Consider the following 26596-nt stretch of genomic DNA (forward strand, 5'->3'; position numbering starts at 1 on the left):
TTAACATTTGACAAACAATTTGTTTGCATCCAGAGTCGAAGGGTGGACATTATATTTAACAGTCAAATCACAGAACAGCTTACCAGGCCAACGGCGGTGAATCATGGAAACCAATATCGTAGAAGTTGAGAATTTTGTTCAGCATTCTGAAGAGAGACGAAGTAGCGCGTTTGCGCGCGAAGTTAAGCAATATCTGGAACGCTATCCTAATACGCAGTATGTGGATGTGTTGTTAACCGACCTTAATGGCTGTTTTCGCGGTAAGCGCCTTCCCGTTGCGGGATTGCATAAGTTAGAGAAAGGCTGCTATTTCCCGGCATCCGTTTTCGCGATGGATATTCTGGGCAATGTGGTCGAAGAGGCGGGATTAGGCCAGGAGCTTGGCGAACCCGATCGGACCTGTGTACCCGTGGCAGGTACGTTAACCCCTTCGGCTGCCGATCCGGAATTTATTGCGCAGATGATGCTGACGATGCTGGATGAAGATGGCGCTCCCTTTGACGTTGAGCCGCGGAACGTACTAAACCGACTCTGGCAGAAACTTCGCCAGCGCGGTCTGTTCCCCGTCGTAGCGGTAGAGCTGGAGTTCTATTTACTCGATCGTAAGCGTGACCCCGAAGGTTATCTGCAGCCGCCATGCGCGCCGGGAACGGACGATCGTAATACCCAAAGTCAGGTTTATTCGGTTGATAACCTGAACCACTTTGCGGATGTGCTGAACGATATCGATGAACTGGCCCGTTTACAGCTGATCCCGGCTGACGGCGCGGTGGCTGAAGCCTCTCCTGGGCAGTTTGAAATCAACCTCTACCATACCGACAACGTGCTCGACGCCTGCGATGACGCGCTGGCGCTGAAACGTCTGGTACGGCTGGTGGCGGAGAAACATAAGATGCATGCCACTTTTATGGCAAAACCTTATGAGGAGCATGCCGGTAGCGGGATGCATATCCACATCAGCGTAATGAATAACAAAGGTGAGAACGTGCTGGCTGATGCGAATGGCGATGATTCCGCGTTATTAAAGCGTGCGCTCGCTGGGATGATTGATCTGATGCCCGCATCAATGGCGCTGCTGGCGCCGAATGTGAACTCCTATCGCCGCTTCCAGCCGGGGATGTATGTTCCGACCCAGGCGTCCTGGGGGCATAACAACCGGACGGTGGCGCTGCGTATTCCCTGCGGCGACCGTGATAACCATCGGGTTGAATATCGCGTAGCGGGGGCTGATGCCAACCCGTATCTGGTGATGTCGACCATTCTGGCGGGGATCCTTCACGGTCTGGATAACGAACTGCCGTTACAAGAAGAAGTGGAGGGTAACGGTCTGGAGCAGGAAGGGCTGCCGTTCCCGATTCGCCAGAGCGATGCGCTGTGGGAGTTTATGCAAAATGACAGTCTGCGTGAACTATTGGGTGAGCGGTTTAGCCATGTGTATCACGCCTGTAAAAACGATGAACTTATCCAGTTTGAACGTCTGATTACCGACACTGAAATTGAGTGGATGCTGAAAAACGCCTGACCGTTGTACAGGTCATTGAAAAAGAAGTCGCATCATGCGGGCTGAGCGGAGCCAGCCCGTAAAAATTGCAGGAATACCTGCCATTTCCCGGATGTCGCGTAATGGAGCGCGGGCGACAACGGGTCTTCAGATAACCGACAGAGTTTGTGACGAGGAAATGTGATGATGCCAATGTTTAAAAACCCGCCCCGCGTGAGTATTCATGGCTCCCGCAGTAAATACGGACCGCATCTGTGCCGTACCCCATTGACGCCTTTTTTATGCCATTCCTCCCCGACACGACCCAGGTCTGCTGTACCCACGTTTCGAACGCAGATCTGGACTCGTAGCGGGGAGGAAAACTATGTCGACTAACTCTTCTGCTGATCGTTCTGCCCAGCCGGGCAAAGCACAGCTGCGTAAATCCCTGAAGCTGTGGCAGGTGGTGGTGATGGGGCTTGCCTATCTCACGCCGATGACGGTGTTTGACACCTTTGGCATTGTTTCGGGTATCAGCAATGGCCATGTTCCGGCCTCCTACCTGCTGGCCCTGGCGGGAGTACTGTTTACCGCCATCAGTTATGGAAAGCTGGTGCGCCAGTTTCCACAGGCCGGTTCGGCCTATACCTATGCGCAAAAAGCGATCAACCCGCATGTCGGGTTTATGGTCGGCTGGTCGTCACTGCTTGACTACCTTTTCCTGCCGATGATTAACGTACTATTGGCGAAAATTTACCTTTCCGCGCTGTTCCCGGGGGTTGCGCCATGGATTTGGGTGGTGATGTTCGTCGCGATCCTCACCGCGGCCAATCTGAAAAGCGTTAATCTGGTAGCGAACTTCAATGCGCTTTTTGTACTGGTGCAGGTGGCGATCATCGTGGTGTTCATTTTCCTCGTGGTGCAGGGGCTGCACAAAGGGGAAGGGGTTGGGACTGTCTGGTCGCTGCAACCGTTTATCAGCCAGAATGCGCATTTGATCCCGATTATCACCGGGGCGACCATTGTCTGCTTCTCGTTTCTCGGCTTTGACGCGGTGACGACTCTATCTGAAGAGACGCCGGATGCTGCGCGCACCATCCCGAAAGCTATTTTTCTTACCGCGCTGTACGGTGGGCTGATCTTCATTGCCGCCTCGTTCTTTATGCAACTGTTCTTCCCGGACATTAGCCGATTCAAAGACCCGGATGCGGCGCTACCGGAGATTGCGCTGTACGTCGGCGGCAAGCTGTTCCAGTCTATTTTCCTGTGTACCACCTTTGTGAATACGCTGGCTTCAGGTCTGGCGTCGCATGCCAGCGTTTCGCGTCTGCTGTACGTGATGGGCCGCGATAACGTCTTCCCGGAGAAGTACTTTGGTTATGTCCATCCCAAATGGCGTACTCCCGCGTTGAACGTCATCATGGTCGGGATTGTGGCGCTGTCGGCCCTGTTTTTTGACCTGGTGACTGCCACGGCGTTGATTAACTTTGGTGCGCTGGTGGCCTTTACGTTCGTTAATCTCTCCGTGTTTAACCACTTCTGGCGTCGTGAAGGACGCAAGCATACCTGGCAGGAGAAGCTGCACTATCTGGTATTGCCAATGGTCGGTGCCGCCACGGTTGCCGTACTGTGGGTGAATCTTGAGGTGACATCGCTGACGCTGGGTCTGGTATGGGCCGGCGTTGGGCTGGTGTATCTTGCCTGGCTGACCGGACGTTTTCGCAAACCGCCGCCGCAGTTTGACGCCGCGAAATCTGAGCGCGCCTGGGAGTGATGGAAGCTGAATAGGCCGTAGCATTCGGCTGAGTTGAGGTAAAAATGAAACACGGTATGTCGCGGCAAACGGTCGCGGCATACCTGCTTTAATTAAAGTCCTGCTTGTTTTAGGGAATAAAAAAACCGGCACGGGAGCCGGTAAGTAAATCAATGTAGGAATATAATTATTATTATAATTACTGAATTATAATTCAGCCAACTCAATAGGAACGGGTTTCCCTATATGGTATCCCTGTAACCAACCAATACCCATCGTAATTAGCATCTTTTCAATTTCCTCATTTTCAACAAACTCAGCGACTACTTCCATGTTTTTGAGTTTTGCTACTTCGCAGAAGGATCTGACGGCGCATCGACTAAATTCATCGGTCAATATATTACGGATGAAGGAACCATCAATTTTCAGAATATCTGCGTCTAACGTTCGTAGTCGTGAATAGCTTGATGCTCCTGTGCCAAAATCATCAATAGCAATTTTAGAACCGGCTTTACGTAGTGCTCTCAGAACATCAGTGACATTAGCGTTGTCAATGATATCTGATTCAATAACTTCAAATATTATACGTTCAGGTGCTATTGAGTATTTTCTAAACAATGTAAAAACATTATCAAGAAAATCAATTTTATTAAGCGAGTCAGGCGTCAGATTAATGGAGAAGTGACTATTAGGGTCAGATTTCTGCCGTGACTGTATAAAACGAAATGTTTGCTCTATAACAGTGATATCCAGCGCAGGAAGTAATCCTGCCTCGCGAGCAACCGGTAGGATGGTGTCTGGAAAGATTAACTTACCATCAACCATTTTGATCCGAATAAGTATCTCGTGATAACGTGTCAGTCCCGTGGTTGAAACGATCGGCTGAACAACCAGCATCGTTGATACGATGGGTTGAGCCATAAGCTCAAACGACTTTCTGTCAATTGCCTTTTGCAACATATGACGAATGACAGCCTGGCTGACAATTTTATCACCTGGCACTTGCGGGCTGAGTAACAACGGTTGCCCCTGCATTAACGAGATGTAGCTTTGGGTATTAAGATGCTTAATTGCTTGAGATAAATTTTTAATCAGGTTTTTCTCGGTGGTATATGCCACACCACAAGATAGCCCTAATTGGTAGTCCTTCCAGATAAAACGAAAAGAGTTTAGGTCCTTGTAGAGATCAGGAATATCAGGGACAGCATTAAGGCGAAGAATTATTCCATGACCTGGTGCGTAATAAATGTCACCTGTACCCTTAATCAATTTACGTACATATGCACTTAGCGCTTTTACAAATTCAAAACGGAATTCTATTCCGTGAGTTTGCTCCAGCGTATTCAACTCTGTACAACGGATGTAACACAAGCACTCTGTTGCGTGTTTACGGATGTCCATTTGCAGGGCCTGAAAGTTAGGCAGTCCGGTGTTAGGCTCTGATCTAAAAAGTTGTTTGAGGCGGCGGAGATATTTTCGGTTATGAACCACAAGTACACCGGTAACAACAATCGTAATAGAAAAGACAAACACTATCGTGGAGGAAATCACGAGACTATGTAAATAATTATTATAGTTAGCAGGTGGAATATAACTGTTTATATAATATCCCAACAGGATAAGCATTGTTACCCATACAGGAGATATAAAAGCATGGCCAATACAGATCACTCCCCATAGCATTACTGGAAGTAACCACAGTAATGAATAGTCTGTAAATATAAGAATATCCTCTCTGATGACGATCAAAGCGGACATAATGCAGAGTAACAACACCAGCCATAATACTTGATACAGAATAGGAGGGCCGGATTTTATCAGCGCCTTTACTTGTCTAATGTATAGAATGCACCATGCAGGATTTTGAACGCTTCTAAGCAACAGATAACAAAAAGGGATGCCAGTCAGGCAAGAGTTCATCAGCCACTGTAAGTTAATTAATGTTTGTAGTGTAAAAAGGTTTGCGATCGGTGCAGAGGCTGTGTTCGATTGGAACCAGTGATCAATTGAGATGAATAGTAAGGCGTTGCAACACACGAGCCAGACAATACGCAGGGTTGTAAGCTGGCTACGACCAAAGCTAACCGCGCCTCGTTTGCCTGTCGAGAAAAAGTAGAGTGTCTGGCTAATGAGAGCAGCCAGTAGCTGAGCCGTTAGTGTGAATACCGAAGATAAAGAGTAAGAGTAAAGCGCATACAAGAAAAAGGCAGCCAAAATTGGCAGCGCCTTTTGCCGGTATAAAACCAGCAGTGCAGAAATGAGAGGTAAAGTGAGATCGTAAAAATGCAGTGTTATACCCGCAACATCCTCTTGCTTACTGAGATGACCTGCGACCAGCTGTAATGCAAAAAACGCGATGCCGACACAAAAATAGTCTCTAAATGTATTAATGAAATTTATACTTTCCGTTTTTCTTAGCAATATCATCATTCGCAATTCTCAGTGAGTTATCACCGTTCTCGATTTAAGTCATCTACTTAAAACAGGTTAGACTAGAGGTTTGAAATGTGTATTTTTGGATGTTTTCGCTAATTGAAAACTATTCTAAAATATGTTATATGGATTTTTTAAATGTGACCCTCGATAATTTCACTGTGTTTCACAACGCAGGGGAGAACAATCTTTGTGGCTGTACTGATAATAAAAGTTGCGTCAGAAGTCATTATTTAAGACAGAATATACGATCGATAATAACGATCAATATAAATCTTTTGATAGATTTTATCGATAGGTTTAGCAGATCATAAATACCATGAAAGATCGATGAAAGCTATTAAAGTGTTATCTTTTAATGGTATTTATTTCATAAATGTTAATTAGGTGCTTTGTTTATTAAAATTTAACCTACGGAGGCATCTTTCTAAGGGAATCATTTTTTTATTGCCAGGAAAGTGAGTTTCCCCACCTTCCCACAACACACTCAATTGTTAATCATTAACGAGGCTGCTGCTGTGTCGCGCAGTGAATACCGCCGCCACCGGCAGCGATACCGTCGATATTCAACTGAATAATTTCACGATCGGCAAACAGCTCCTGCAAAATAGTATGGGTATTACGATCGGTGCGCTTATCGCCAAATTGCGGTGCAATGACGGCATCATTACACAGATAAAAATTGATATACCCCGCGGCGAAATCATCGCTCGCATAAGTCTGGCGGATGGTAGAAGGTCCTTCCAGCGTGACTACCTCCAACCGTCGGCCTTTGGCATCCGTGGCGGCCCGTAATATGTCCAGATGACGTCGGGTGATCGCGTAATCAAAGGATGACGGATCCTGCTCAAGACCCGCCACCACCGTACCCGGATGCGTGAATCGGGCGTAAAAATCTGTATGGCCGTCGGTAATATCCTTGCCGGCAATACCCGGCAACCAGATGATTTTCTCCAGACCTAGCAGTCGCTTAAGTTCTTCTTCGCATTCGGCTTTGCTGACGCCAGGATTACGGTTGGAGTTAAGCACGCAGCTCTCGGTGATGATTGCTGTACCTTCACCATCTACCTCAATACCGCCACCTTCCAGAGTCAGCACCGAGCGGATAAACTCAGCATGAACGTAATCAGTAACAAATTCAGCCACATCGGCATCTCGTTCGTGCTCTTGCTTATTGCCCCAGCCGTTGAAATTAAATCCCACTCCGCCGAGCGTGCCGCTGGCGCTTTTCACAAACACCGGCCCGGTGTCGCGGATCCACAGATCGTCTATTGGGTGAACCAGAAGATTGACTGACGGTCCGCACAGACGCGCGGCGAGCTCGCTGTCTTCTTCGCGTACTAACATATTCACGGGTTCAAATGCGGCGATGGTTTTGGCAACTAACGCCAGGTTTTCCTGCACCACCGGTAGCAGATGAGGCTCCCAGATCTCCGCACTAGCACCAAACGCCATCCAGGTTGCCGCATGCGGTGCGCCTTCATCAGGCATTTGCCAGCGGCGGTTCTCTGTTGCGCGGGCAAATTGGCTAAAGCTGAAGCCCGTCATACCGGCGAGTAGCATACTCGTTGAAGTCACCAGGCCTTGTCTGACGAATGAACGTCTTGTCATCATAGGATTAACCTTTGCGTATTTTTACCTGATATCAGGTGAATAAAATAATAATAGATAATAAATATTCTGCGTATTTTAAATATTGAATAATAAATAAAGTGATCGCGGGTAAATTTCACGCGAAATATAGCACAGGAGATATACGTTGCAATCTCTTAGTTTTATATAATGAGTGAAACTGGCGACTATTAAAATTTCTCAACTATATATTTATATATAATTTATATTTATCAGCATGAACATATGTCACGCCGTTGGCTCTGAGCCCTCGTCTGGCGGGCCTTGCCGTGGATTGTGATCTGGCCGATTGTTCTGTTGTATTTATTAATGCCATGAACCGTGTGGACTATAGTAAAGATGGCCGTTATTTCTCATCATTAATAACCGTGAGTGGGGGATGTGAATGAAGAAGATACTGATGCTGGTCGGAGATTATGTCGAAGATTATGAAACGATGGTGCCTTTTCAGGCTTTGCAAATGCTTGGGCATCGTGTGGATGCCGTCTGTCCGGATAAAAGTCAGGGTGACTACGTTCAAACCGCCATTCACGATTTTGATGGGGCGCAGACATACAGTGAAAAGCCGGGGCATCGTTTTACGTTAAATGCGAATTTTGCCGAGGCGCGGGCCGCCGATTACGACGCACTGTTGATCCCCGGCGGGCGTGCTCCGGAATATCTTCGACTGAATCCGGATGTCATTAAGCTGGTGCAAGATTTCAACACTGCCGGTAAGCCTATCGCCGCAGTTTGTCATGGGCCCCAACTGTTAGCGGCGGCGGGGGTGTTAGAAAACCGGACCTGTAGCGCTTATCCGGCCTGTGCGCCCGAGGTTCGTCTGAGCGGTGGACATTATGCCGATATTGGCATTGATCAGGCCCACGTTGATGGCAATCTGGTGACGGCACCAGCATGGCCCGCGCATCCGCAATGGTTAGCTAAATTTGTTGAAGTATTAATGAAGTAAGCGATGATGCGATGAAAAAGTCGGTATAACCTGCCAGGCTATACCGACTGCATTTATTACCTCTGCATAAGTGCGAACACGCCCCACCCGATATATTCCCGGGTGAATGCAACGTGGCGGACTGGTGAACTTCTCAGTTGCTCTCTGACTTCGGCGGCAAACTCATCGTCCGGATTTGCCTCCAGCCACCGGCGCATCGTCAACCATTTTGCCGCCTCGTATCTGTCCCAACCTTCCTGGTCAGCCAGTACCATTTCCACCACGTCATAACCGAGCAGGTCGAAAGACGAAACGAGTTCTGGCAGAGAAAGAAAATCGGCTACTGAAGCCGCGCCGCAAGCCATAGCGATCTCCTCCGTTGCGGGCATCTGACGCCAGTACGGTTCGCCGATGAGCAGGATCCCGCCTGGTTTGAGACTTTGTTCCAGCTGTTTGATCGTTCCGGCAACGCCGCCGGCAATCCAGGTTGCACCAACGCAGGCGGCAATATCGAATTTTTCTTCGGCGATATAACCTGTTGCATCGGCATGAATAAAACGCACGTGCTCAGTGACGCCCAATTCACTTGCCCGCAGGGTGGCTTGCTCACTGAATAACTGGCTCATATCGATACCAACGCCGGAAATTCCATGATCGCGTGCCCAGGTGCACAACATCTCGCCCGAGCCGCTGCCGAGATCCAGGATGCGGGTTCCTGGGGGCATCCGTAAAACCTGACCTAACGTCGCATATTTTTGCGCGGTGAACGGATTATGAATGCGATGTGCGCTTTCGCTGATCGTAAAAATCTTCGGGATATCCATCTCTCTCTCCTTAGCGATTATCCAGTTGGGCTCGAACGTTGTTCAGCCCGGTGGTATTGATGCGGTAGGGCTGACCATTAACGGATTTGATCAGCTTTTTCGTTCTGAGTTTTTTGAATACGTCGAGCGTGCAGTCGCAGAGCAGTAACCCTTCGCGGCTATAGCATTCGACGGAAATGACGCGACCAGATGCATCGCGGACGTGAGCAATACGGCCACCTTTGGCGAGAACGTGTAAGGTACGTTGTTCCTGACGGGATAAATTCATACTGGAAAACCTGTTTAATCATCATGTGCAAAACGTGCAAACACACAGCGGTGTCCGCATTCGATTTCGGCGCATTGATAACCAGTCCGGCCTGAAAAGGTCGGTAAGCTGATTATCTGATGATTACATTCTCCAGCATCAAAGCCTCGGGTTGAGTTGATAGGTATTTACCTGCTGAATCATACCAGCCTGGGCGAGTAGGGGAATCGTTCTGTCGGGAAAATGTGATCTATGACGAAAAATTGCGTTTAGCTTATTTTATAATTTTTTAACTCTCGTTAGCTGAGCAGTGTATGGATATATTAAATTTATTGAATATTCAGACATCGTCAGTAGCGGTATTGGCCGTAATGATGCGTTGTGAGTCCCACTTGCGTCATACTATAGATTAGTGATATTTAATTTTTCCCTATCCTAATTTTGTTTTATTTGATAAACATGTCTTTATTATAAAAAGGATTTTTAATGGTGTTTTCTTTTAATTCTTTTTAGGAATTTTCTTAACGTCGTGAAGTGTGTATACTCAATCCAGCAAGAAGCTCTTCTGTTATCATCAAAACTATAAAAATGTCCTTAACACCCGTATTACCTCTGCCCTGAATCTCTTCTCAGGGGAGAGGTTTTTTTTGCCTGTGTATAATTTTGATAATCGTCATATATAGATAATTTAATATTATTGTTCTTGTTGTTTTGCATTAGTGATGACGACAGGTTTTGTTCTGTGAACCATACGGTAATGTTGAAATAGTATCGCTATGAATCTATTTCATGGTGAATAGTGTGATTTCATCTTTATTTATAGGGGTATTATATAGTTTTTCTTATAACTGTCTGTTTTTAAGCGTTATGTTAATTTTCGCTTTTGAAGTAATTGTGATTTTGTTCACGGATTTTAGTGCGTTAAGTGGCTATTTGTAGAGAGGTGCAAACGGTTGCATGTTGCTGTTACAGCATTTGTTCATTAAAAAAATATAGCGATGGTATGTCTTGTGTCGGTATCGGGGGCAAGAATCTAAATGATTTTTATTATCCCTTAGACATACGAATTCAGTTTATGACTTCTGTTAGCTTAACACCATGGAAAATGTAGTAAAAAAACAGACAGGGAATATGATTTTATCAATCAAAAGGAGTTTTTAATCACTGGTATAATTACTGGCCATTTTTAACTTCCTTTATATAAATCGTTGTCGTAACACCCATAAAATCAGCGTTCTGGGATGAGCGCTGATTTTATTTTGTTCTCAGATTATTCAACCCACGCTGTATGCAGGTCTTCTCTTGCAGTACCTCGTAAATGATACATTAAAGGATCTCCTGGAATGGATATTGTTGAACGCTTTATTAACTACACGAAAATCAATACCACGACCTCAAGGGAAAATGGTGCTAATGGGATAATGCCTTCTTCACCTGGTCAAATGGAACTGGCAAAACTACTTGCAGTAGAACTTGAAGCATTAGGAATGGAAAACATTGAGGTCAGGGATACCGCTATTGTGACCGCGACCTTACCTGGAAATACCGATGACACCATCCCTGTCGTTTCCTTTTTTGGTCATCTGGATACCAGCGCAGAACAGACCGCGGACACAAATGCGCAACGTCTTCACTACAGCGGTGGGGATTTGTGTCTGAACCAGGAGCTGAATATTTATCTGCGTGAAAGTGAATTCCCGGAACTGAAAAATTATATCGGTGATGACCTGCTGGTGACGGATGGTACCAGTCTGCTAGGGGCTGATGATAAAGCCGCCATCGCCGCGATTATGAATGCCCTGGAGTACCTGGTCGCGCATCCGGAGATTAAGCATGGGCCGGTGAAAGTCGGTTTTGTTCCTGATGAAGAGCAGGGATTACGGGGAGCAAAAGCGTTTGATGTTGCGGCGTTTGGCGCTGATTTTGGCTATACCCTGGACTGCTGCGGCATTGGAGAGTTTGTCTATGAGAACTGGAACGCGGGTGATGCGGAAATCATCTTTACCGGCCAGTCCGCGCACCCTATGTCGGCCAAAGGTAAGCTGAAGAACTCTCTGCTGATGGCGCATAAGTTTATTGCGATGCTGCCCGGTGGAGAGGCGCCTGAGTATACGGAAGGACGCGAAGGGTATTACTGGGTAAAACAGCTTCAGGGCAACAGCGCCCGTACGGTACTTAAGCTGGATATCAGGGATTTTACCGAAGAAGGGTATAAGGCGCGTATGGCATATATCCGCCAGCTTGCCGTCAGCACCTGCGCGCTGTGGGGAGAAAACAGCGTGGTCTGTCATTTAACCGATCGCTATGCCAATGTGTTCAATAGCTTGCAGGGCGATGCACACTACCCGATTGATATTGCGTTACGCGCGTATCAGAAGTGTGGCATTACCCCGCAACCTGTCGCCATGCGTGGTGGGTATGATGGCGCAGTGCTATCGCAGAAAGGACTGCCTTGCCCGAATATTTTTACCGGTGCTCATAACTTTCATTCAATTTATGAATATCTACCGGTGCGTTCACTGCGAGCCGCCAGCGATGTGGTGGTAGCGGTCATTGAGGAAACCTTTGCTGAGTTCGCGCAGAGGAGAGCTCAGTCATGATTCAGGTGTTAATTGCCCTACTGGTTATCGTGGTGGTCGCGCGTCTGATACTGAAAGGTTATCGCGCTGAACCGGTGCTGTTCATTGCGGGCCTGGTGTTGATGATTTGTACGGCGTTAACCGGATGGGGTTCTGTATTACCGAAGGGCGTTGCCAGTACGGGGATTTCATTTCTCGATCCTTTCGAGGTGATGCGCGATCTCTTTAGTACGCGTGCTGCCGATCTCGGCCTGATGATTATGGCGCTCATGGGATTTGCGCATTACATGGATCATATCGGGGCAAATGAAGCGGTTGTGCGGGTCGTGACGAAGCCTTTGCGCGCGCTGCGTTCGCCCTATGTGCTTCTATTTTTCTCCTATCTGCTCGCCAGCCTCCTGCAGTTGGCCATCCCATCCGCTACCGGGCTTGCCGTGTTGCTGATGGGGACGATGTTCCCCATTATGCTGGGGTTAGGGCTTTCTGCGGCCTCGGCTGCTGGGGTTATTGCCACCTCGCTTGGTGTGGCGTATACCCCGACGGCCATCGATGCTATCAGGGGATCTAAAGCGGTCAATATGGATGTGGTGGAATACGTTGTTTACCACCAGGGACCCGCAGCGCTGGCAACCGTGCTGGTCGTGGGTGTCTGCCATTTCTTCTGGCAGCGGCATTGCGACTGTAAAGCGGGGACGCTTCCACGGGAAATCGGTAGCGCTGAGGTGACTGACTCAGGAAAAGCCCCGGCTTTTTATGCGCTGCTCCCGATGCTTCCGATATTGATGGCGGTGGGATCATCGGAAATGTTCGTCAGTGGTATTAACCTGAATATTATCACCATTGTGCTCATTTCAATGGCTGTCTGCATGTTGATTGAGTGGCTGCGGGTGCGTGATTTAAAGTCAGTATGCGAAGGATTCAGCCATTTCCTTAAAGGCATGGGCACTGCCTTTACCGGGGTGGTTGGGCTACTGGTTGCGGCAGGTGTTTTTGCTCACGGAATTAAAGTCATTGGTGCCATTGATCAATTAATCCTGATGGCGGAGCACGTGGGATTACCTCCATTTGCTATGGCGGTGGTGTTTGCGCTGGTGACGCTGGCGGCAGCAATTATTATGGGATCGGGTAATGCGCCATTCCTTGCTTTCGTTGAGCTGATCCCGCAAATCGCGGCAAGTATGGGCGCTAACGCTGTTGCCATGATCCTGCCGATGCAACAGGCATCACATATGGGGCGGGCAATTTCACCGGTTTCCGGCGTGGTGATTGCCGTTTCCAGTGGGGCGAAAATAACGCCATTTGATGTGGTTAAACGTACCGCCGTACCGCTGATCGTGGGCTTTGTAACGCATACCCTGATCATCGGTATTTTCTATTAACTTCGTCTGTAATAAGCAAACTTCCGGGTTGCTGAATGCCCGGTAGTTTGCTTTTTCTGTTTACAGGTCTCATCACAAAAGGTGATATTGATTACTGGTGATTATTATTAACCTTTATCTTTATCGCATTATTCTTATTAGTCATTGTTGAGCCACCCCGGATTAATGATTAATAAGTATGATGTATTATATTTGCACGTTTATTACATAGAGATAAGTTAATCTGGATCATATTTTGGCGATTTTAGTTGTAGTAATTTTTTAATAGAGTAATACAAGAATGACGTGGAATAACAATGATGATTTATTTGGGCAGGTTTAAGTGGTAAGGGATTCTGGAAGAGTTAGTACGTTACGACATCATTATCAGGATGATCTGGAAGCCTTTACCTGGAGTGCGTTAGTCGCAATTGGTATTGCGATAAAGGATCATAAAATCTACTCAAAAATGTCAGAGCATCTATTCATTATGCATTGGCTGGCTATTGCCAAAAAAAGAAAAATCTTTTCGAAGAGCATTGTCAGTGAGCTTCAGTGGTTAATTGATGAGGGGAAGAAAAAAAGCCTCAATGCACAACTTAAATTTAAAATAGAATATTTGTACGCCACATCGAGCGGTGATGTGACAATGCAAAACGACTATTTTAAATTTACTCACACGATTGAAGTGTTGAGAAATAATGGATGGGAGAGCTTTCTGCTCACTCCGAAGAAGTGGCAAGGCCTTCATGAAAGTATTAAGGTCAGAAAAGGTGACTTTATTTTTATGGATGACACCCGGCTTCAGGAGTGCTTTGGCGTGCAGGGCGAGATAGTCAAACCTTTCTGTATTCGAGTGTACGGCGATATTGAGTTTGCAAAGTTAACGTTCATCAAACATAACCTGCCGGTTGAATTTGTGAAACATATTTCGAATGAGTTTTATTACTTCAATTTTCTTTCTGATAAGTAATGCTTAACTGATATGGGGGACAAATTTCTGTTTGTTCAAAGAGTGTATTGATCTACCTGTGAAGTTATCGGATATATACCACGCGCAAAGGACAGCGAATGTTTACTCGAAAGTTAGTGATTACAACTGAATGGATAAGGTTGTCGGATACGCCAGACAATGTGTCCATTTCTTTTCGGGGCGTTCTTGAGATCGGTGAAAGCACGGTTGTACCAGATGGCAACACTCCTTTACTTCGCTTAGAAAATGAAATGGCACCTGTCGCCGTTGATGCATTGTCATGGGTAAGGGTGCCAGTTGAACGCCAGGAAAATGTTATCGTCTATATTTTCTGACTCCTGGTTTATAAATCCATTAATAATGTTAATGTCGATTTGTTCTTATTTTATTCCTCCCGGTGCAAGATGAGATGTCTGGCTGAACAATCTGTCGGGGATCACATCGCGGGTGAGAGCATTTGTAGCGCGTGTACATTATAAATAATGCCAAACACCGCCACCGCGAGCAGAAACAGGGAGGAGATAAAAACGCTGCGTCTGGCAAACCGCTCTGGCATCCAGCGTTTGAAAACCATGATGTAAAAAGACAGCACCGTAACATCAAAAATAACCCATACCAGCGTTAGCGTCACAATGCTGGTGGTGAAATCTTGCGTAATGGCAATGAACTGGGGAAAAAACGCTACGAAAAACAAAATGTCCTTTGGGTTAGCGACCCCTGTCAGAAATCCATGGATAAGCCCGCTGTTATCGCGTTTTGGCGCGCACAGTCCGGGGTTTGAGTCCCTGGCCCGCAGGCCGTTAATCGCCATCACACCGATATACAACGATCCCACAAGACCCAGTACGCCAAGCCATATCGCAGAGATTGAAACCACGCCAGCTAGCATCAGTGCAGCCAGAGCAATCAATACTAAAGAAGCGCCGTTAGTGCCAATCAGCGTGATAAAGGCCCGGCGATAGCCGTGCTGCGACGCGGTGGTGGTAATCAGCGCCACGACAGGACCCGGAGTTAACAGCAGGGTTACTACGCTGAGGCTATAGGTAGCCAGTAAAGTGAAATTCATACCTGATTATCCTGATGATATTTTCCATCAGTATTCCGCCTGCGTGGCGCATTGAAAAACGAATAAAACTGCGCTCTACTGTGAGTAAAACTCAACATAGAAGCTGAGAATGACGCTACCTCCGTTGTATGCCCTGAGGGCTTTTGAAGCCGCAGCCCGTCTGGGATCGTTCAGTAAAGCTGCTATTCAACTTAACGTGACGCCGGGCGCGGTAAGCCGTCATATTCGCACGCTGGAGGCATGGTTTGGTTGTGAGCTATTTGTCCGCAGCGGCCCGCGTATCGAGATAACGCCTTCTGGCCAAGGGTTGGCGCAGCAGTTGACGGCTGGGTTTCAGAGTCTGGAACATGCGTGTCATGCCTTTCGCAGCAGCAGTCATGAGCTACGGCTGAAAGCGCCGTCTACGTTGACGATGCGCTGGCTTCTGGACGTGCTGCGTCATTTCCGTGAAGCGCATCCGACCCCGGTTGTCGAAATTTCCAGCGTCTGGATGGATACCGATTCGGTATCCTTCGGTCGTGAACCGTATGACTGTGCGATCCTGTTAGGGAATGGCCATTTTGGTGACGATACCGACAGCCGGTTGCTGTTTCAGGAGTGGCTTATCCCGGTGTGCTCACCCGCACTGCTGGTGCAGGCGCAGCGCGATCTTTCTGCCTGTGAACTGATTCATCCCTCAGCGGATCGCCGTGACTGGCGTCGGTGGCTGCAACGCACCGGGAAGTTTACGGCGTTGAATCTTGCGCGAGGCAAAGTGTTCGACACCCTGGAGCAGGGCAGTCTTGCCGCGATGAGCGGTCATGGCGTGTCCGTTGCCGACCTGCTGTTAAGCCTGGCGGCCATTCAGGCAGGGATGTTGGCGTTACCGTTTAAAGATGCGGTGGCGACTGGCGAGGGGTATTACCTTGTCTGGCCAAAGGCTTCAACACGGCTCAGAAATATTGAGCTGCTGTATCGCTGGTTAAAAGAGGCTGCGCCGTGTGTCTCCTCGGCAGATCTAAACTGGCTGGATTAAGCTGTTTATTCTGCTAATCATCATATTGATAATGGTTCTCATTATTATTGTCGTATTGCGCAGGTAATGGTAATGTTGCTTCAGTTATAAACCGTTAATCCCATTTCCTGTGCAGAAGACAGCATGAACAATACCACCGCCCTGAATGCCTCCGGACGCGTCGCTCGCACTTTCTCCGTCAGCGAGTTTATGGATTTTGGTGAGCGCTACGGGATCGATTACCGCTTTCCCCAGTTGGCACAAAGGCCGGATTTACCGTCTGGCAGCCCTGTTCTGCAAGGTGAAATTGAGGAGATGACTCTCCCATGTGGGATGTGCGTGACGCACTCCGACGTACAGGTATTGCAACCCTACGAAACCACCTCTCGTCACGACAGCCCTCTGTATATGCTGGTGGTACTGGAAGGCTGCGTGATCCTGACGCTTAACGGACAGGAGCACGTGGTGCGCTCCGGCATGGCGTTTAGCTCACGCCTGAGTGAGCACCAGACGATGCGTGCCCGTCATCATGCTGATTGTAAACTGCGGACATTATCGCTCGGTTTGTATCCCGACGGCGCGTGTCGCACGGGGTTGCTCGAATCGTTGATGCGTGAGTGGGAAAGATGCCAGACGCCAACGCTTATCTGGCAGGTGCCGGGGTTTTTACTCAGCGGACTGCAGTACGCGCAGCAGAGTACGATTAGCCATGTTTCTCGTCAGCTGATGCTGGAAGGGCTGATATTACAATTGTTCGGTCATGGCCTCAGCGTGTGTCAGGTCGAGAGCGGTAAACGTCTTGCGGCGAGCGGGGAGCAGCAGCGGCTGGAGGTCGTTCGCCGACTGCTAGAGCAGAGTCCCGAAAATGACTACACCCTTAATGAACTGGCCCAACGCGCAGCGATGAGTCCCAGCAGCCTGCGTAGTAAGTTTCGCGCAGCCTATGGCTGTTCGGTATTCGACTACCTGCGCGATTGCCGTCTGGAACGTGCACGCAGCTATCTACTGGAAGGATATAGCGTACAGCAGGCGGCCTGGATGTCGGGTTATCAGCACGCCACCAACTTTTCTACCGCTTTTCGTCGCCGTTACGGCTTTTCACCCGGTGATTTGCTCAAACTTTGCTAATCCATATTTGCGTTTTACGCACGTGATTTCCTGACAATTTGGCACTGCGCATAGGCAACCTGGCATCCGGCATAGCTATCTCCGCCAGCAAAAAGGTAATAATTCTCACTTACAATTAGACATGCCTTTGGAGATATTCATGTTCGCGAAGACTCGCTTGGCGCTGCTGGTGGGATGGGTTACCGGCAGCGTGGCTTTTCCTCTGCTGGCGCAGGAAACAACAAAAAACGATACGGTGGTTGTCACCTCGCAGATGCAGAGCGGGGCCACGAAGCTTGCCACGCCGGATATTGAAACGCCGCAGTCGGTATCGATCGTAACCCGTGAACAGTTTGAAGAGCAGGGCGCAACCAGCGTGCGCCAGGCCGTCAGCTATACGCCGGGTGTGTACAGCAATCAGATTGGCGCCTCCAACCGCTTTGACTACATCGTGCTGCGTGGCTTTTCTGACGGTAGCCTGGATAACGTCTATCTCGATGGTCTGAAGATGATGGGCGACACCAACTCACACAGCTCGCTGGTGGTCGATCCGTGGTTCCTCGAAGATATCGAAGTCGTACGCGGTCCGGCTTCCGTACTGTATGGTCGTTCCTCTCCGGGTGGCATTGTGGCGCTGACCTCACGTAAGCCATCGTTTGATGCGGGCGGCGAAGTGAAGCTGTTTGCCGGCAACAATAACCAGCGCGGCGCGGCGTTTGACGTCACCGGGGCACTGGATGATAACGATCGCGTGGCGGCGCGACTGAGCGGGATGGCGCGTTACGCGGACTCGCAGTTTGGTCCATTGAAGGAAGAGCGTTACGCGCTGATGCCCAGCCTGACATGGCGTATCACCGACCAGACGCGTCTGGATCTGATGGCCTATCTGCACCGTGACCCGGAAGGCGGTAGCCACTCCGGTCTGCCGTATGACGGCACCGTGGTTCCGCATTACGGGCAAAAGATCTCCAACACCTTTTACGAAGGCGAGGATGATTACGACAAATACGATCGCCGTGAAAACATGGTGGGCTACAACATTGAGCATATGTTTGATAGCGGTTGGTCGGTGCGGCAAAAGCTGCGCTATCTGCATACCGACGTTGAGCTGAATCAGGTGTATGCGGCGGGCTGGCTGAATGAAACCGAGCTTAATCGCGGTTACTCCGGCTCTGATGAAAAAATGTCGGCGATTACACTGGATAACCAGCTCGACGGCAGCTTTGATACCTGGCAGGTAAACCACCGTCTGCTGGTGGGGATCGACTATCAGGATCGCAGCAACAATACTACCGGTTACTACGGCGCTTTCCCGCCGATTGACGCTTTTAACCCGGTGTACGGCGCGAAGCCTGATTACATCGACATGTATGCGCGTGAGAAACACAAGCTGCGCCAGACGGGTTACTATTTGCAGGATCAGATGTCATGGGATCGCTGGCGTATTACGCTCGGTGGTCGCTACGATCAGGTCAGCGTTTCTAACATTGATAAGATCAAGGATACTCGCAGCGATCTGGATAAAAACAACTTTAGTACTCGCGCCGCATTGCTCTACTTGTTCGATAATGGCTTTGCGCCGTACGTGAGTTATTCCACCGCCTTTACGCCAACCAGCTTTGCCGATGAGAACGGCAATCTGCTGGATCCGATGAAAGGCAAGCAGTGGGAAGCCGGGCTGAAATATGAGCCGGAAGGACTCAACAGCCAGTTCAGCGCATCGGTATTCCGTATCAATCAGACGAATATAGCCACCAAAGAAGAGCCGACCGATCCGTACCGCTCGATTGGGGAAATTGAATCTGAAGGGGTGGAGCTGGAGGCAATTAGCCAACTGACAGATAGCTTCCGTTTGCAGGCGGCGTATACCTATACCGACATTCGCTATAAGAAAAGCAGCCCGGAAGAACAGGGCAAGCGCGCAGTGTACGCCCCGCGTAACCAGGCCAGTACCTGGCTGAGCTACGATGTGAAAAGCGGTCCGCTGGACGGCCTGACGTTGGGTTCAGGCGTGCGCTACGTTAACGGTATTACCAGCGATCGCCTGAATACTCACACCCTGCCGTCCTACACACTGGTGGATATGGTGATTGGTTACGACTTAACGAATATCGGCATTAAAGGGTTGAGCGCGCAGTTGAACGTTAACAACCTGACCGACAAGCGCTACGTTGCAGCCTGTAACTCGCTCTCATACTGCTACTTCGGCGCCGAGCGCAGCATTGTCGGCAGTGTGTCCTGGAAATTCTGATGTTTTAGCCGGATGCGGCGCTGGCGCCTTATCCGGCCTACAGCAGCGTGCAAATCGTAGGCCTGATAAGCGCAGCGCATCAGGCATTGTGATTGCGGCTATTGTGTAAAACCGTTTTGCAGACAAATCTGCGCGCTGGCGCCTTATCCGGCCTACAGCAGCGTGTAAATCGTAGGCCTGATAAGCGCAGCGCATCAGGCATAGTGGATTGAGGTTATTTTGTAAAACCGTTTTGCATACAAGTCTGCGCGCTGGCGCCTTATCCGGCCTACGGCAGCGTGTAAATCGTAGGTCTGATAAGCGCAGCGCATCAGGCTTTGTGATTGCGGCTATTGTGTAAAACCGTTTTACAGACAAATCTGCGCGCTGGTGCCTTATCCGGCCTACAGCAGCGTGCAAACCGTAGGCCTGATAAGCGCAGCGCATCAGGCATAGTGGGTTGCGGTCATTGTGTGAAACCGTTCTGCAGACAAATCTGCGCGCTGGCGCCTTATCCGGCCTACGGCAGCGTGCAAATCGTAGGCCTGATAAGCGCAGCGCATCAGGCATTGTGATTGCGGCTATTGTGTAAAACCGTTTTGCAGACAAATCTGCGCGCTGGTTCTCAGCGTAAAGGCGACTTTGTCTGGGTACTGGCTGTAATAGTTATGCTCTTCTTCCAGCCCTTTTGCCTGCGCCAGACGTACCGTTTCCAGCGAGCAGGTACGGTAGATCAGGTCTTTATTCATATTGGTCTGCTTCTCGCGCTGTTTATCTGCGGACAGCGCCAGCCAGCTTTCGGACAGTGAGTAATCGTAGACCACACGATTTCCTTTCGCCTGCACGTTCTCAATGGTAATGAATTCGTCGATTTTCAGTCTTGGCTGCCCACGCATTTTTTTCTTATCTTCCGCGGCGGCATATTGGGCCAGCGCATGAATATCCATACTGGCTATTTTCTGTTTATAAGCATCTACATAAGCGGTAGGTTGCTGATAATGCCGAGCGTAAGCGTTTCTTAATTCCCCGTCATTCATCGTACAACCTGCCAGAAACAGAGGTAATAGCAGTGCCAGTTTTATTTTAGTCATGATGTTATCCCGTTCATTATTTTGATCCCAGTCGCCCATAACAAAATAGAAAAATTATTACAGATGATATTTAAGGTTGTATAAACGAGAGCGCGATGGCACAAGTTCAATTGTCTTAAAATGGCAGGACAGGCGGGAAACCCTGCCAGAATTGGCAGGGTTTTGAACATACTGATAAAAAAATTAATGGCCGATCATCTTTGCCTTCGGGATCAGCTGGAAATACATATGATCGGGCACTGGCGTATCCCAGACATTGGCATAAACGGCATAACCAATGGTGGCAAACAGAATGCCAAGCACCAGTAGCGTCATGGCAACACCTGATAGCGTCCTCTGTCGCCATAACGGTTTACCGTTGTCTTGCGCCCCCGGCGGTGTTTGCAGTGAGAAGCTCAGCGTTGAGGCCACCGGGCAGGATTCAACGCAGGTCATGCAGCCAGTGCATTCCACGGTACGCACCTGAATCAGTTTGTCGACCGGGATATTCGACGGGCAGTTTTTCGCGCATTTTCCGCAGTCGATGCAGCTGTGTGCGTTACGGCGGATTTTAAACGGCGAGAGCAGCGAGAACAGGCCGAGCAGCGCACCATAAGGGCACAGATAGCGGCACCAGGCATTGCGAATAAACAGGCTCAGGACACTGATAACGACAACAAAGATGAGCGTAGCGGAGCCAATATGGCGAAAGAAATCGAGCATCTTCACGTCGATAATCATGCCATAGGCCGACATTAGAAAATACTGAATCCCCTGCGCAGGCATCGACAGGGCGATATACAAAAAGAAACTCAGCAACAGATACTTCAGGCTGAGCAGCGGGATATCCAGCCAGCGCGGCAGCGTGAAGTTGCGACCAAATACTTTTTTCCCCAGATTGCCGAGCAGTTCGGACAGCGTGCCCACCGGGCATAACCACGAACAGAAGGCTTTTTTTAACAACAGACTAATCAGGATAAACGCAACTAACAGCAGCATGGAGGCGGCATGGATAGGTGGAAGAAAACCAGTCTCCAGCGTATAGCGGATATTCATCAAACCCGCGATTGGTAGCCATCCCTCAATACCACCTGGCCTTGGAATATAGACGCTGGTGCCGGCGGTTTCGAAATAGCGGACCCAGTAATAGAACGTTACGCCAATATAAATATTAATAGCCAGCAGGAGAAACTGTGTGGCTTTTCGCCAGCTGCTGGCGTTGCGCCAGTCATTCCACGGCAGTTTGCCTCCGATCGTGCCTGGACGGCGCTGCCAGCGCGTTCTTTTCTTCCCGTTCATGGTTTTATACTATCCCTCATATTTCCCCTTCTGCATTCAGAAGGCGTCATCACCGGGATATGCTAGCGCTATTCAGATTTGGTGTATTTGATTTACATCTTATTACGTGGCTGTTATTTTCATCACGCAAATAGGCCTGAATAAAAATAACAGCTCGGTATTTATCGCCGATCAGATAAATACCCTGAACGGGGTATTTATTTCTCTGTGGCGGAGAAGGTTATTCCTGATAAACCTCAACGCGGTCGCGACCATTACTTTTTGCCTGATAAAGCGCTCGATCGGCTTTATCAACCAGCTGTTTGTAGTCGGGATGATAATCATATTCGGCAATACCGATACTGACGGTAATAGAAAACGTTTCTGTCGCAGAGGCTGCCATGCGCATCCCGGCAATTTTCATACGCAGCGTTTCCAGAATAATACTGGCCTGCGATTCATCTGACTCGACGAGCAGGATCATAAATTCTTCACCACCGTAGCGGAACACGTAATCGCTGCTACGGATATGATCATAAATGACCGCTGCGACGTTTTTGAGCGTCATATCACCAGTATTATGCCCATAGTTGTCGTTAATTTGCTTGAAGTAGTCGATATCCAGCATCGCCAGGGTGAAGGGCTTCCGCGCATGTAACGCTAACGAAATCTCACGCCGCATGATGGTTGGAATAAAGCGGCGGTTAAGTAACTGGGTCAGCGAGTCTTTACCATTTTCCTGTTTAACCAGTGCGTCAAACATTGAGGCGAGCAGGAAATGGATTTTTGCCGATAGCTGGCGGACATCCTGCAACAGGCTCATCCTCTCAGGTTCTGTTGGCTGATGCTGATGCGAAAAGGTGGTCGTCATGCGGTTGTCGATCTCTGCTATCAGCGATTCCATTTCTTTCAACAGATTGCTGTTGCCGAGAATGTGTTTTCCTTTATGTGAGAACCACATACCAAAATCAGAATTCGCCAGAAATACCATCTCACCGAAAGGCATACCGATGGCGATGTTATAGATAAACTGATTTTCCCAGTCGGTAAATGAGCGAATTTGCCGTTCGCGCTCGACGTTAACATCATCGTAAATGGTCTGCAGGCGATACTGCTCCTGCGTATGCAGAGAGTTTTGGTGGCTTGGGGAATAGGAGACGGTCATGGCCTCCAGCGCAGTATCCATTGCCAGGCTGCTGAAACAGATAGCATTGCTCAACAGGGAAGACGAGTCGTCAGCTTTGGTTTTCAATACCCGATACAGCTCATCCTTGAGCTTACGCGCGCCGCGGTTTACCAGATCGATGGGCAGGCCGATACGGGCATGCACCACGCCAATTTTGCGTTGTTTGGCCAGCAACTGCGGTAGATCTTCATGCGCGCTGCCAAGGACGCTGCGCAGCCAGTCAAACATGCTGCCGCTGAGGCGGGTACTGACCTGTTCTGTATTGAGGAATAATGCGCTCTGGGCGTGGGAGAGCATATAGTCATAAAAAACGGTCACTAAATGGCGGATCTCTTCATCGCTTAACGATGTCAGGAGCGTGTGAACTTCAGGCGATGTTTGTCGTATCAGCGCCTGCCATTCTGTAAGGAGTAATGTGTCGTTTAGCGGTTCAACCTGTTCCATCTCACTGCCACTCAACCTGCGATTAAAAATTCAGGCGGTATTACGGACAATTACCTCACAATGGTCAAGTTAAACTCTCTTATCGATGGCTAATACCTTCATAAATAAGTCTTAGCGCGAAAACACCTATTATTGCGCCAATCACCCGGCTGGCAACGCGTTGGATGCGACCATACGCCCGTCGCACGGCAGGCAAAGAAAATGCCTGGCTGAGAAAAATACGCCAGATAACGGAAGACAACACAATGCCTGCCCAGGCCATCAGTCTGGCCCACGTAGGCGTGTCTGCGCTTAAGGTGACCGAGAAGATACTAATAAAAAACAGCACGGTTTGCGGGTTTGATAAATCCGTTAGTAATCCACGGCGGAAAAACACATACCAGGGGGCGGAAAGCGGTTGCTGTAGCGTGGGCATTTGCGGCGTGGCCTGATGGCGGATGCTGTTCCAGGCAAACCACAGCAGATAGGCGCCGCCGACAATCTTAATCAATGAAAATATCTCTTCACACTGGGTGATTAGCGTTGCCATACCAAAGAGCCCAAGGCCGGAGTAAAACGCATCACCTAAGGCAACACCCAGACCGGTCATCACACCTGCGCGTCGTCCGGATGCCAGGCTAGTTTGTACTACCACGAACAGGTTTGCGCCGGGGTTAAAAAAGGTTAAAACAAAGAGGCTGATGGTGAGAACGACGGCGTGCAGAGGTTCCATAGACAACATTTCCATTAGTAAGCGCTTAAGTGACAGCTAACACTATAATTTTAGTGTGTTCATCATTCTGCGTATTCACTCACACTGCGCAGTGAAACGCGCTGAGATTTGCAAATGACTTCATAGATTATTTTGTGCAAACCTGGCGCGTCAGATAACGCGACGGCACAGGTTTTCTGTTATCAACGATTCGCAAAATCTCTTTATATTTCCGCCTGCTCTGGATCTTTTTGCCAGGCTGAACTACTTATTAATCATCCTTGACTCGCATGTCGAATGTTCAGGGGTCGATGATGGCATATATAACAAAATCTGGAGCTTTTATATGAAAACTGGAATTAAAGTACTTATTGGTGCGTTAGCTTTTGTTGTGACCAACGCGTACGCCGCGGAATTTATGACGAAGGTTGAGTTTGAAAAGGTTGAGTCTCAGTATACAAAAATCGGTGATATTTCAACGAGTAATGAAGTCTCTACTTCGGATGCTAAAGAAGACCTTCTGAAGAAAGCTGAAGAGAAAGGCGCTGACGTGGTGGTATTAACCTCCGGCCAAACGGATAACAAAATCCATGGCACAGCGAATATTTACAAGAAAAAATAACGTGCAGCTGTAAAAAATACGACACCCGTCGGTCATTGTACCGGCGGGTTTTCTTTTAATCTGCGCCAGAACGTGGTTCTGCTAATTCCGAGATAGCGTGCAGCCGCGGTTTTATCACCATTGAATTGTGCCAACACCTGTTGTGGCGTCAGCAATGACGATGCTTGCGGTGAGTCTGCAACAATGGCCAGTTCCGGTAACAGCTGTTGTAAAAAATCCACATTCAGCTCTGGCTGCGGCTCGACGCTTAAAAACAGTGCCAGACGTTCCATCATATTACGCAGTTCGCGGATATTCCCCGGCCAGCCATAATTCAGCAGCGTCGGCTGACTTAATCCCAACCCCTTGCGTACAGGCTCAGAAAACGGCACGTCCAGTTCCGCCAGCGATTGTTTTAAAAAGCCTTCCGCCAGTGGCAGGATATCGGGCAACCGCTCGCGCAGCGGCGGCAGCTTGAGGCGTAAAATGCTCAGGCGATAAAACAGATCGGTACGAAATTCCCCCTGTTTCATCTCCTGCTCCAGATTACAGTGTGTGGCGCTAATCACCCGGACATCGACCGGTATCGGCTGATGTCCACCGACCCGGGTAACCTCTTTTTCTTCCAGCACACGCAGCAGTCGGGTTTGTAACGGCAGCGGCATCTCGCCTATCTCGTCAAGAAACAGGGTTCCGCCGTGAGCGATTTCAAACAGGCCCGCGCGTCCCCCTCGGCGAGAGCCGGTAAAGGCGCCATCCTCATAGCCAAACAGCTCCGCTTCCAGCAATGACTCGGTGATTGCCCCGCAGTTGACGGCAACAAACGGCGGTGAGGGTTTACCGCGCCGATTCTCCTGACGAGTGAAAAACTCACGGTGAATGGCCTGTGCGGCCAGCTCTTTACCCGTTCCTGTTTCGCCCTGAATGAGGACCGGCGCACGCGAACGGGCGTACAGCATAATGGTGTGCCGTACCTGTTCCATCTGCGCAGAGTGACCGCGCATATCTCCGAGCGCGTAGCGAGTGCGCAACGTATCGCCAGAGACGTACTGACCGTTTCTGCGTAATGTCAGGCGGGTCATATCCAACGCATCGACAAAGGCCTGGCGCACGGTGGCCGCCGAATAGATAAAGATGCCGGTCATGCCTGCTTCTTCTGCCAGATCGGTAATCAACCCCGCACCAACTACCGCTTGTGTACCGCCAGCCTTCAGCTCGTTGATTTGCCCACGAGCATCTTCCTCGGTGATATAGCTACGCTGTTCAAGCTGCAAATTGAAAGTTTTTTGAAACGCGAGAAGCGCCGGGAGGGGTTCCTGATAGGTAATGATGCCAATTGACGAGGTGAGTTTTCCCGCTTTTGCCAGTGCCTGTAGCACGTCGAATCCGCTGGGTTTAATCAGGATCACCGGAATAGACAAACGGCTTTTCAGATATGCGCCGTTGGAGCCTGCCGCAATGATGGCATCGCAACGCTCGGTGGCCAGCTTCTTACGGATATAGGCCACCGCTTTTTCGAAACCAAGCTGAATGGGGGTGATGGTCGCCAGATGGTCGAACTCCAGACTGATGTCGCGAAACAGTTCAAACAGGCGGGTGACCGAGACTGTCCAGATAACCGGTTTGTCGTCGTTCACACGCGGCGGTAGATGCGTATCTGCCATAACTAACCCCAAAAATTAAGGAACCGAGTAGTAGGGTTTAGTTGTGTTTCATAAATGT

General features: G+C 49.1%; 21 protein-coding genes. 11 read left to right on the top strand and 10 right to left on the bottom strand.

Annotation, left to right across the window (positions count from 1 at the left end; genetic code table 11):
- Positions 1 to 103: 103 nt before the first annotated feature.
- Positions 104 to 1522 (top strand): glutamine synthetase family protein, encoded by a 1419-nt coding sequence (locus OGX97_RS15335; protein ID WP_003830879.1) that lies wholly within the window; start codon positions 104 to 106, stop codon positions 1520 to 1522.
- Positions 1523 to 1865: 343 nt separating this feature from the next.
- Positions 1866 to 3254 carry an APC family permease gene (locus tag OGX97_RS15340; RefSeq protein ID WP_071444618.1) on the top strand — a complete coding sequence of 463 codons (1389 nt, stop codon included), beginning with the start codon at positions 1866 to 1868 and terminating at the stop codon, positions 3252 to 3254.
- A 186-nt stretch (positions 3255 to 3440) separates the two neighbouring features.
- Here the strand turns inward: OGX97_RS15340 and OGX97_RS15345 are convergent, their stop codons facing one another.
- Together OGX97_RS15345 and OGX97_RS15350 are read right to left on the bottom strand one after the other, a co-directional pair.
- The gene (locus tag OGX97_RS15345) at positions 3441 to 5663 is read right to left on the bottom strand and encodes an EAL domain-containing protein (RefSeq protein WP_235125129.1); all 2223 of its coding nucleotides are present in this window, start codon (positions 5661 to 5663) and stop codon (positions 3441 to 3443) included.
- Between the two features lie 504 nt (positions 5664 to 6167).
- The gene (locus OGX97_RS15350; protein WP_279850373.1) at positions 6168 to 7280 is read right to left on the bottom strand and encodes an agmatine deiminase family protein; all 1113 of its coding nucleotides are present in this window, start codon (positions 7278 to 7280) and stop codon (positions 6168 to 6170) included.
- A 403-nt stretch (positions 7281 to 7683) separates the two neighbouring features.
- On the opposite strand from OGX97_RS15350, the gene OGX97_RS15355 reads away from it, so the two are divergent.
- Positions 7684 to 8247: a DJ-1/PfpI family protein gene (locus tag OGX97_RS15355; protein ID WP_003830885.1), complete on the top strand. Its 564-nt coding sequence runs from the start codon at positions 7684 to 7686 to the stop codon at positions 8245 to 8247.
- 56 nt (positions 8248 to 8303) lie between these two features.
- Here OGX97_RS15355 and OGX97_RS15360 read toward each other — a convergent pair whose 3' ends face one another.
- Together OGX97_RS15360 and OGX97_RS15365 are read right to left on the bottom strand one after the other, a co-directional pair.
- Positions 8304 to 9050 (bottom strand): SAM-dependent methyltransferase, encoded by a 747-nt coding sequence (locus tag OGX97_RS15360; protein WP_008783845.1) that lies wholly within the window; start codon positions 9048 to 9050, stop codon positions 8304 to 8306.
- A 10-nt stretch (positions 9051 to 9060) separates the two neighbouring features.
- Positions 9061 to 9318: a YjhX family toxin gene (locus tag OGX97_RS15365; protein WP_008783846.1), complete on the bottom strand. Its 258-nt coding sequence runs from the start codon at positions 9316 to 9318 to the stop codon at positions 9061 to 9063.
- A gap of 1322 nt (positions 9319 to 10640) precedes the next feature.
- Here OGX97_RS15365 and pepT point away from each other — a divergent pair.
- From pepT to OGX97_RS15385, 4 genes are all read left to right on the top strand, one after another.
- On the top strand, positions 10641 to 11897 hold the full coding sequence (gene pepT / locus OGX97_RS15370; RefSeq protein WP_071444615.1) for a peptidase T: 1257 nt from the start codon (positions 10641 to 10643) through the stop codon (positions 11895 to 11897).
- Positions 11894 to 13255 carry a C4-dicarboxylate transporter DcuC gene (gene dcuC, locus OGX97_RS15375; RefSeq protein WP_235125124.1) on the top strand — a complete coding sequence of 454 codons (1362 nt, stop codon included), beginning with the start codon at positions 11894 to 11896 and terminating at the stop codon, positions 13253 to 13255. The genes pepT and dcuC overlap by 4 nt, the downstream gene beginning before the upstream one ends.
- A gap of 322 nt (positions 13256 to 13577) precedes the next feature.
- A complete protein-coding gene (locus tag OGX97_RS15380) occupies positions 13578 to 14207 on the top strand; it encodes a DUF2913 family protein (protein ID WP_020996595.1) in 630 nt (209 codons plus the stop codon).
- A 98-nt stretch (positions 14208 to 14305) separates the two neighbouring features.
- A complete protein-coding gene (locus OGX97_RS15385; protein WP_020996594.1) occupies positions 14306 to 14542 on the top strand; it encodes a hypothetical protein in 237 nt (78 codons plus the stop codon).
- 101 nt (positions 14543 to 14643) lie between these two features.
- On the opposite strand, the gene OGX97_RS15390 is transcribed toward OGX97_RS15385, so the two are convergent.
- Entirely contained in the window at positions 14644 to 15273 is a 630-nt protein-coding gene (locus OGX97_RS15390; RefSeq protein ID WP_008783850.1) for a LysE family translocator, read from the bottom strand.
- Positions 15274 to 15382: 109 nt separating this feature from the next.
- On the opposite strand from OGX97_RS15390, the gene OGX97_RS15395 reads away from it, so the two are divergent.
- The 3 genes from OGX97_RS15395 (at position 15383) to foxA (ending at position 19625) form a co-directional block, all read left to right on the top strand.
- Positions 15383 to 16288: a LysR substrate-binding domain-containing protein gene (locus OGX97_RS15395; RefSeq protein ID WP_235125115.1), complete on the top strand. Its 906-nt coding sequence runs from the start codon at positions 15383 to 15385 to the stop codon at positions 16286 to 16288.
- Positions 16289 to 16411: 123 nt separating this feature from the next.
- Positions 16412 to 17395: a helix-turn-helix transcriptional regulator gene (locus OGX97_RS15400; RefSeq protein WP_191215127.1), complete on the top strand. Its 984-nt coding sequence runs from the start codon at positions 16412 to 16414 to the stop codon at positions 17393 to 17395.
- A gap of 121 nt (positions 17396 to 17516) precedes the next feature.
- Positions 17517 to 19625 carry a ferrioxamine B receptor FoxA gene (foxA, locus tag OGX97_RS15405; protein WP_267454854.1) on the top strand — a complete coding sequence of 703 codons (2109 nt, stop codon included), beginning with the start codon at positions 17517 to 17519 and terminating at the stop codon, positions 19623 to 19625.
- Positions 19626 to 20185: 560 nt separating this feature from the next.
- Here foxA and OGX97_RS15410 read toward each other — a convergent pair.
- The 4 genes from OGX97_RS15410 to OGX97_RS15425 form a co-directional block, all read right to left on the bottom strand.
- Positions 20186 to 20695: a hypothetical protein gene (locus OGX97_RS15410; RefSeq protein WP_270561952.1), complete on the bottom strand. Its 510-nt coding sequence runs from the start codon at positions 20693 to 20695 to the stop codon at positions 20186 to 20188.
- A 183-nt stretch (positions 20696 to 20878) separates the two neighbouring features.
- Positions 20879 to 21973: a 4Fe-4S binding protein gene (locus tag OGX97_RS15415; RefSeq protein ID WP_235125107.1), complete on the bottom strand. Its 1095-nt coding sequence runs from the start codon at positions 21971 to 21973 to the stop codon at positions 20879 to 20881.
- Between the two features lie 220 nt (positions 21974 to 22193).
- The gene (locus OGX97_RS15420) at positions 22194 to 23582 is read right to left on the bottom strand and encodes a diguanylate cyclase (RefSeq protein ID WP_235125105.1); all 1389 of its coding nucleotides are present in this window, start codon (positions 23580 to 23582) and stop codon (positions 22194 to 22196) included.
- A gap of 79 nt (positions 23583 to 23661) precedes the next feature.
- The gene (locus OGX97_RS15425; protein WP_008783857.1) at positions 23662 to 24294 is read right to left on the bottom strand and encodes a LysE family transporter; all 633 of its coding nucleotides are present in this window, start codon (positions 24292 to 24294) and stop codon (positions 23662 to 23664) included.
- A 325-nt stretch (positions 24295 to 24619) separates the two neighbouring features.
- Between OGX97_RS15425 and yahO the strand changes: the two genes are divergently transcribed.
- Complete coding sequence (gene yahO / locus OGX97_RS15430; RefSeq protein WP_032942474.1) at positions 24620 to 24895, top strand: DUF1471 family periplasmic protein YahO; 276 nt, start codon at positions 24620 to 24622, stop codon at positions 24893 to 24895.
- Between the two features lie 32 nt (positions 24896 to 24927).
- Here the strand turns inward: yahO and prpR are convergent, their stop codons facing one another.
- The gene (gene prpR / locus OGX97_RS15435) at positions 24928 to 26538 is read right to left on the bottom strand and encodes a propionate catabolism operon regulatory protein PrpR (RefSeq protein ID WP_235125087.1); all 1611 of its coding nucleotides are present in this window, start codon (positions 26536 to 26538) and stop codon (positions 24928 to 24930) included.
- Positions 26539 to 26596: the final 58 nt, after the last annotated feature.

It is taken from the genome of Citrobacter sp. Cpo061, from assembly GCF_030332845.1.
Taxonomy (GTDB): domain Bacteria; phylum Pseudomonadota; class Gammaproteobacteria; order Enterobacterales; family Enterobacteriaceae; genus Citrobacter; species Citrobacter portucalensis.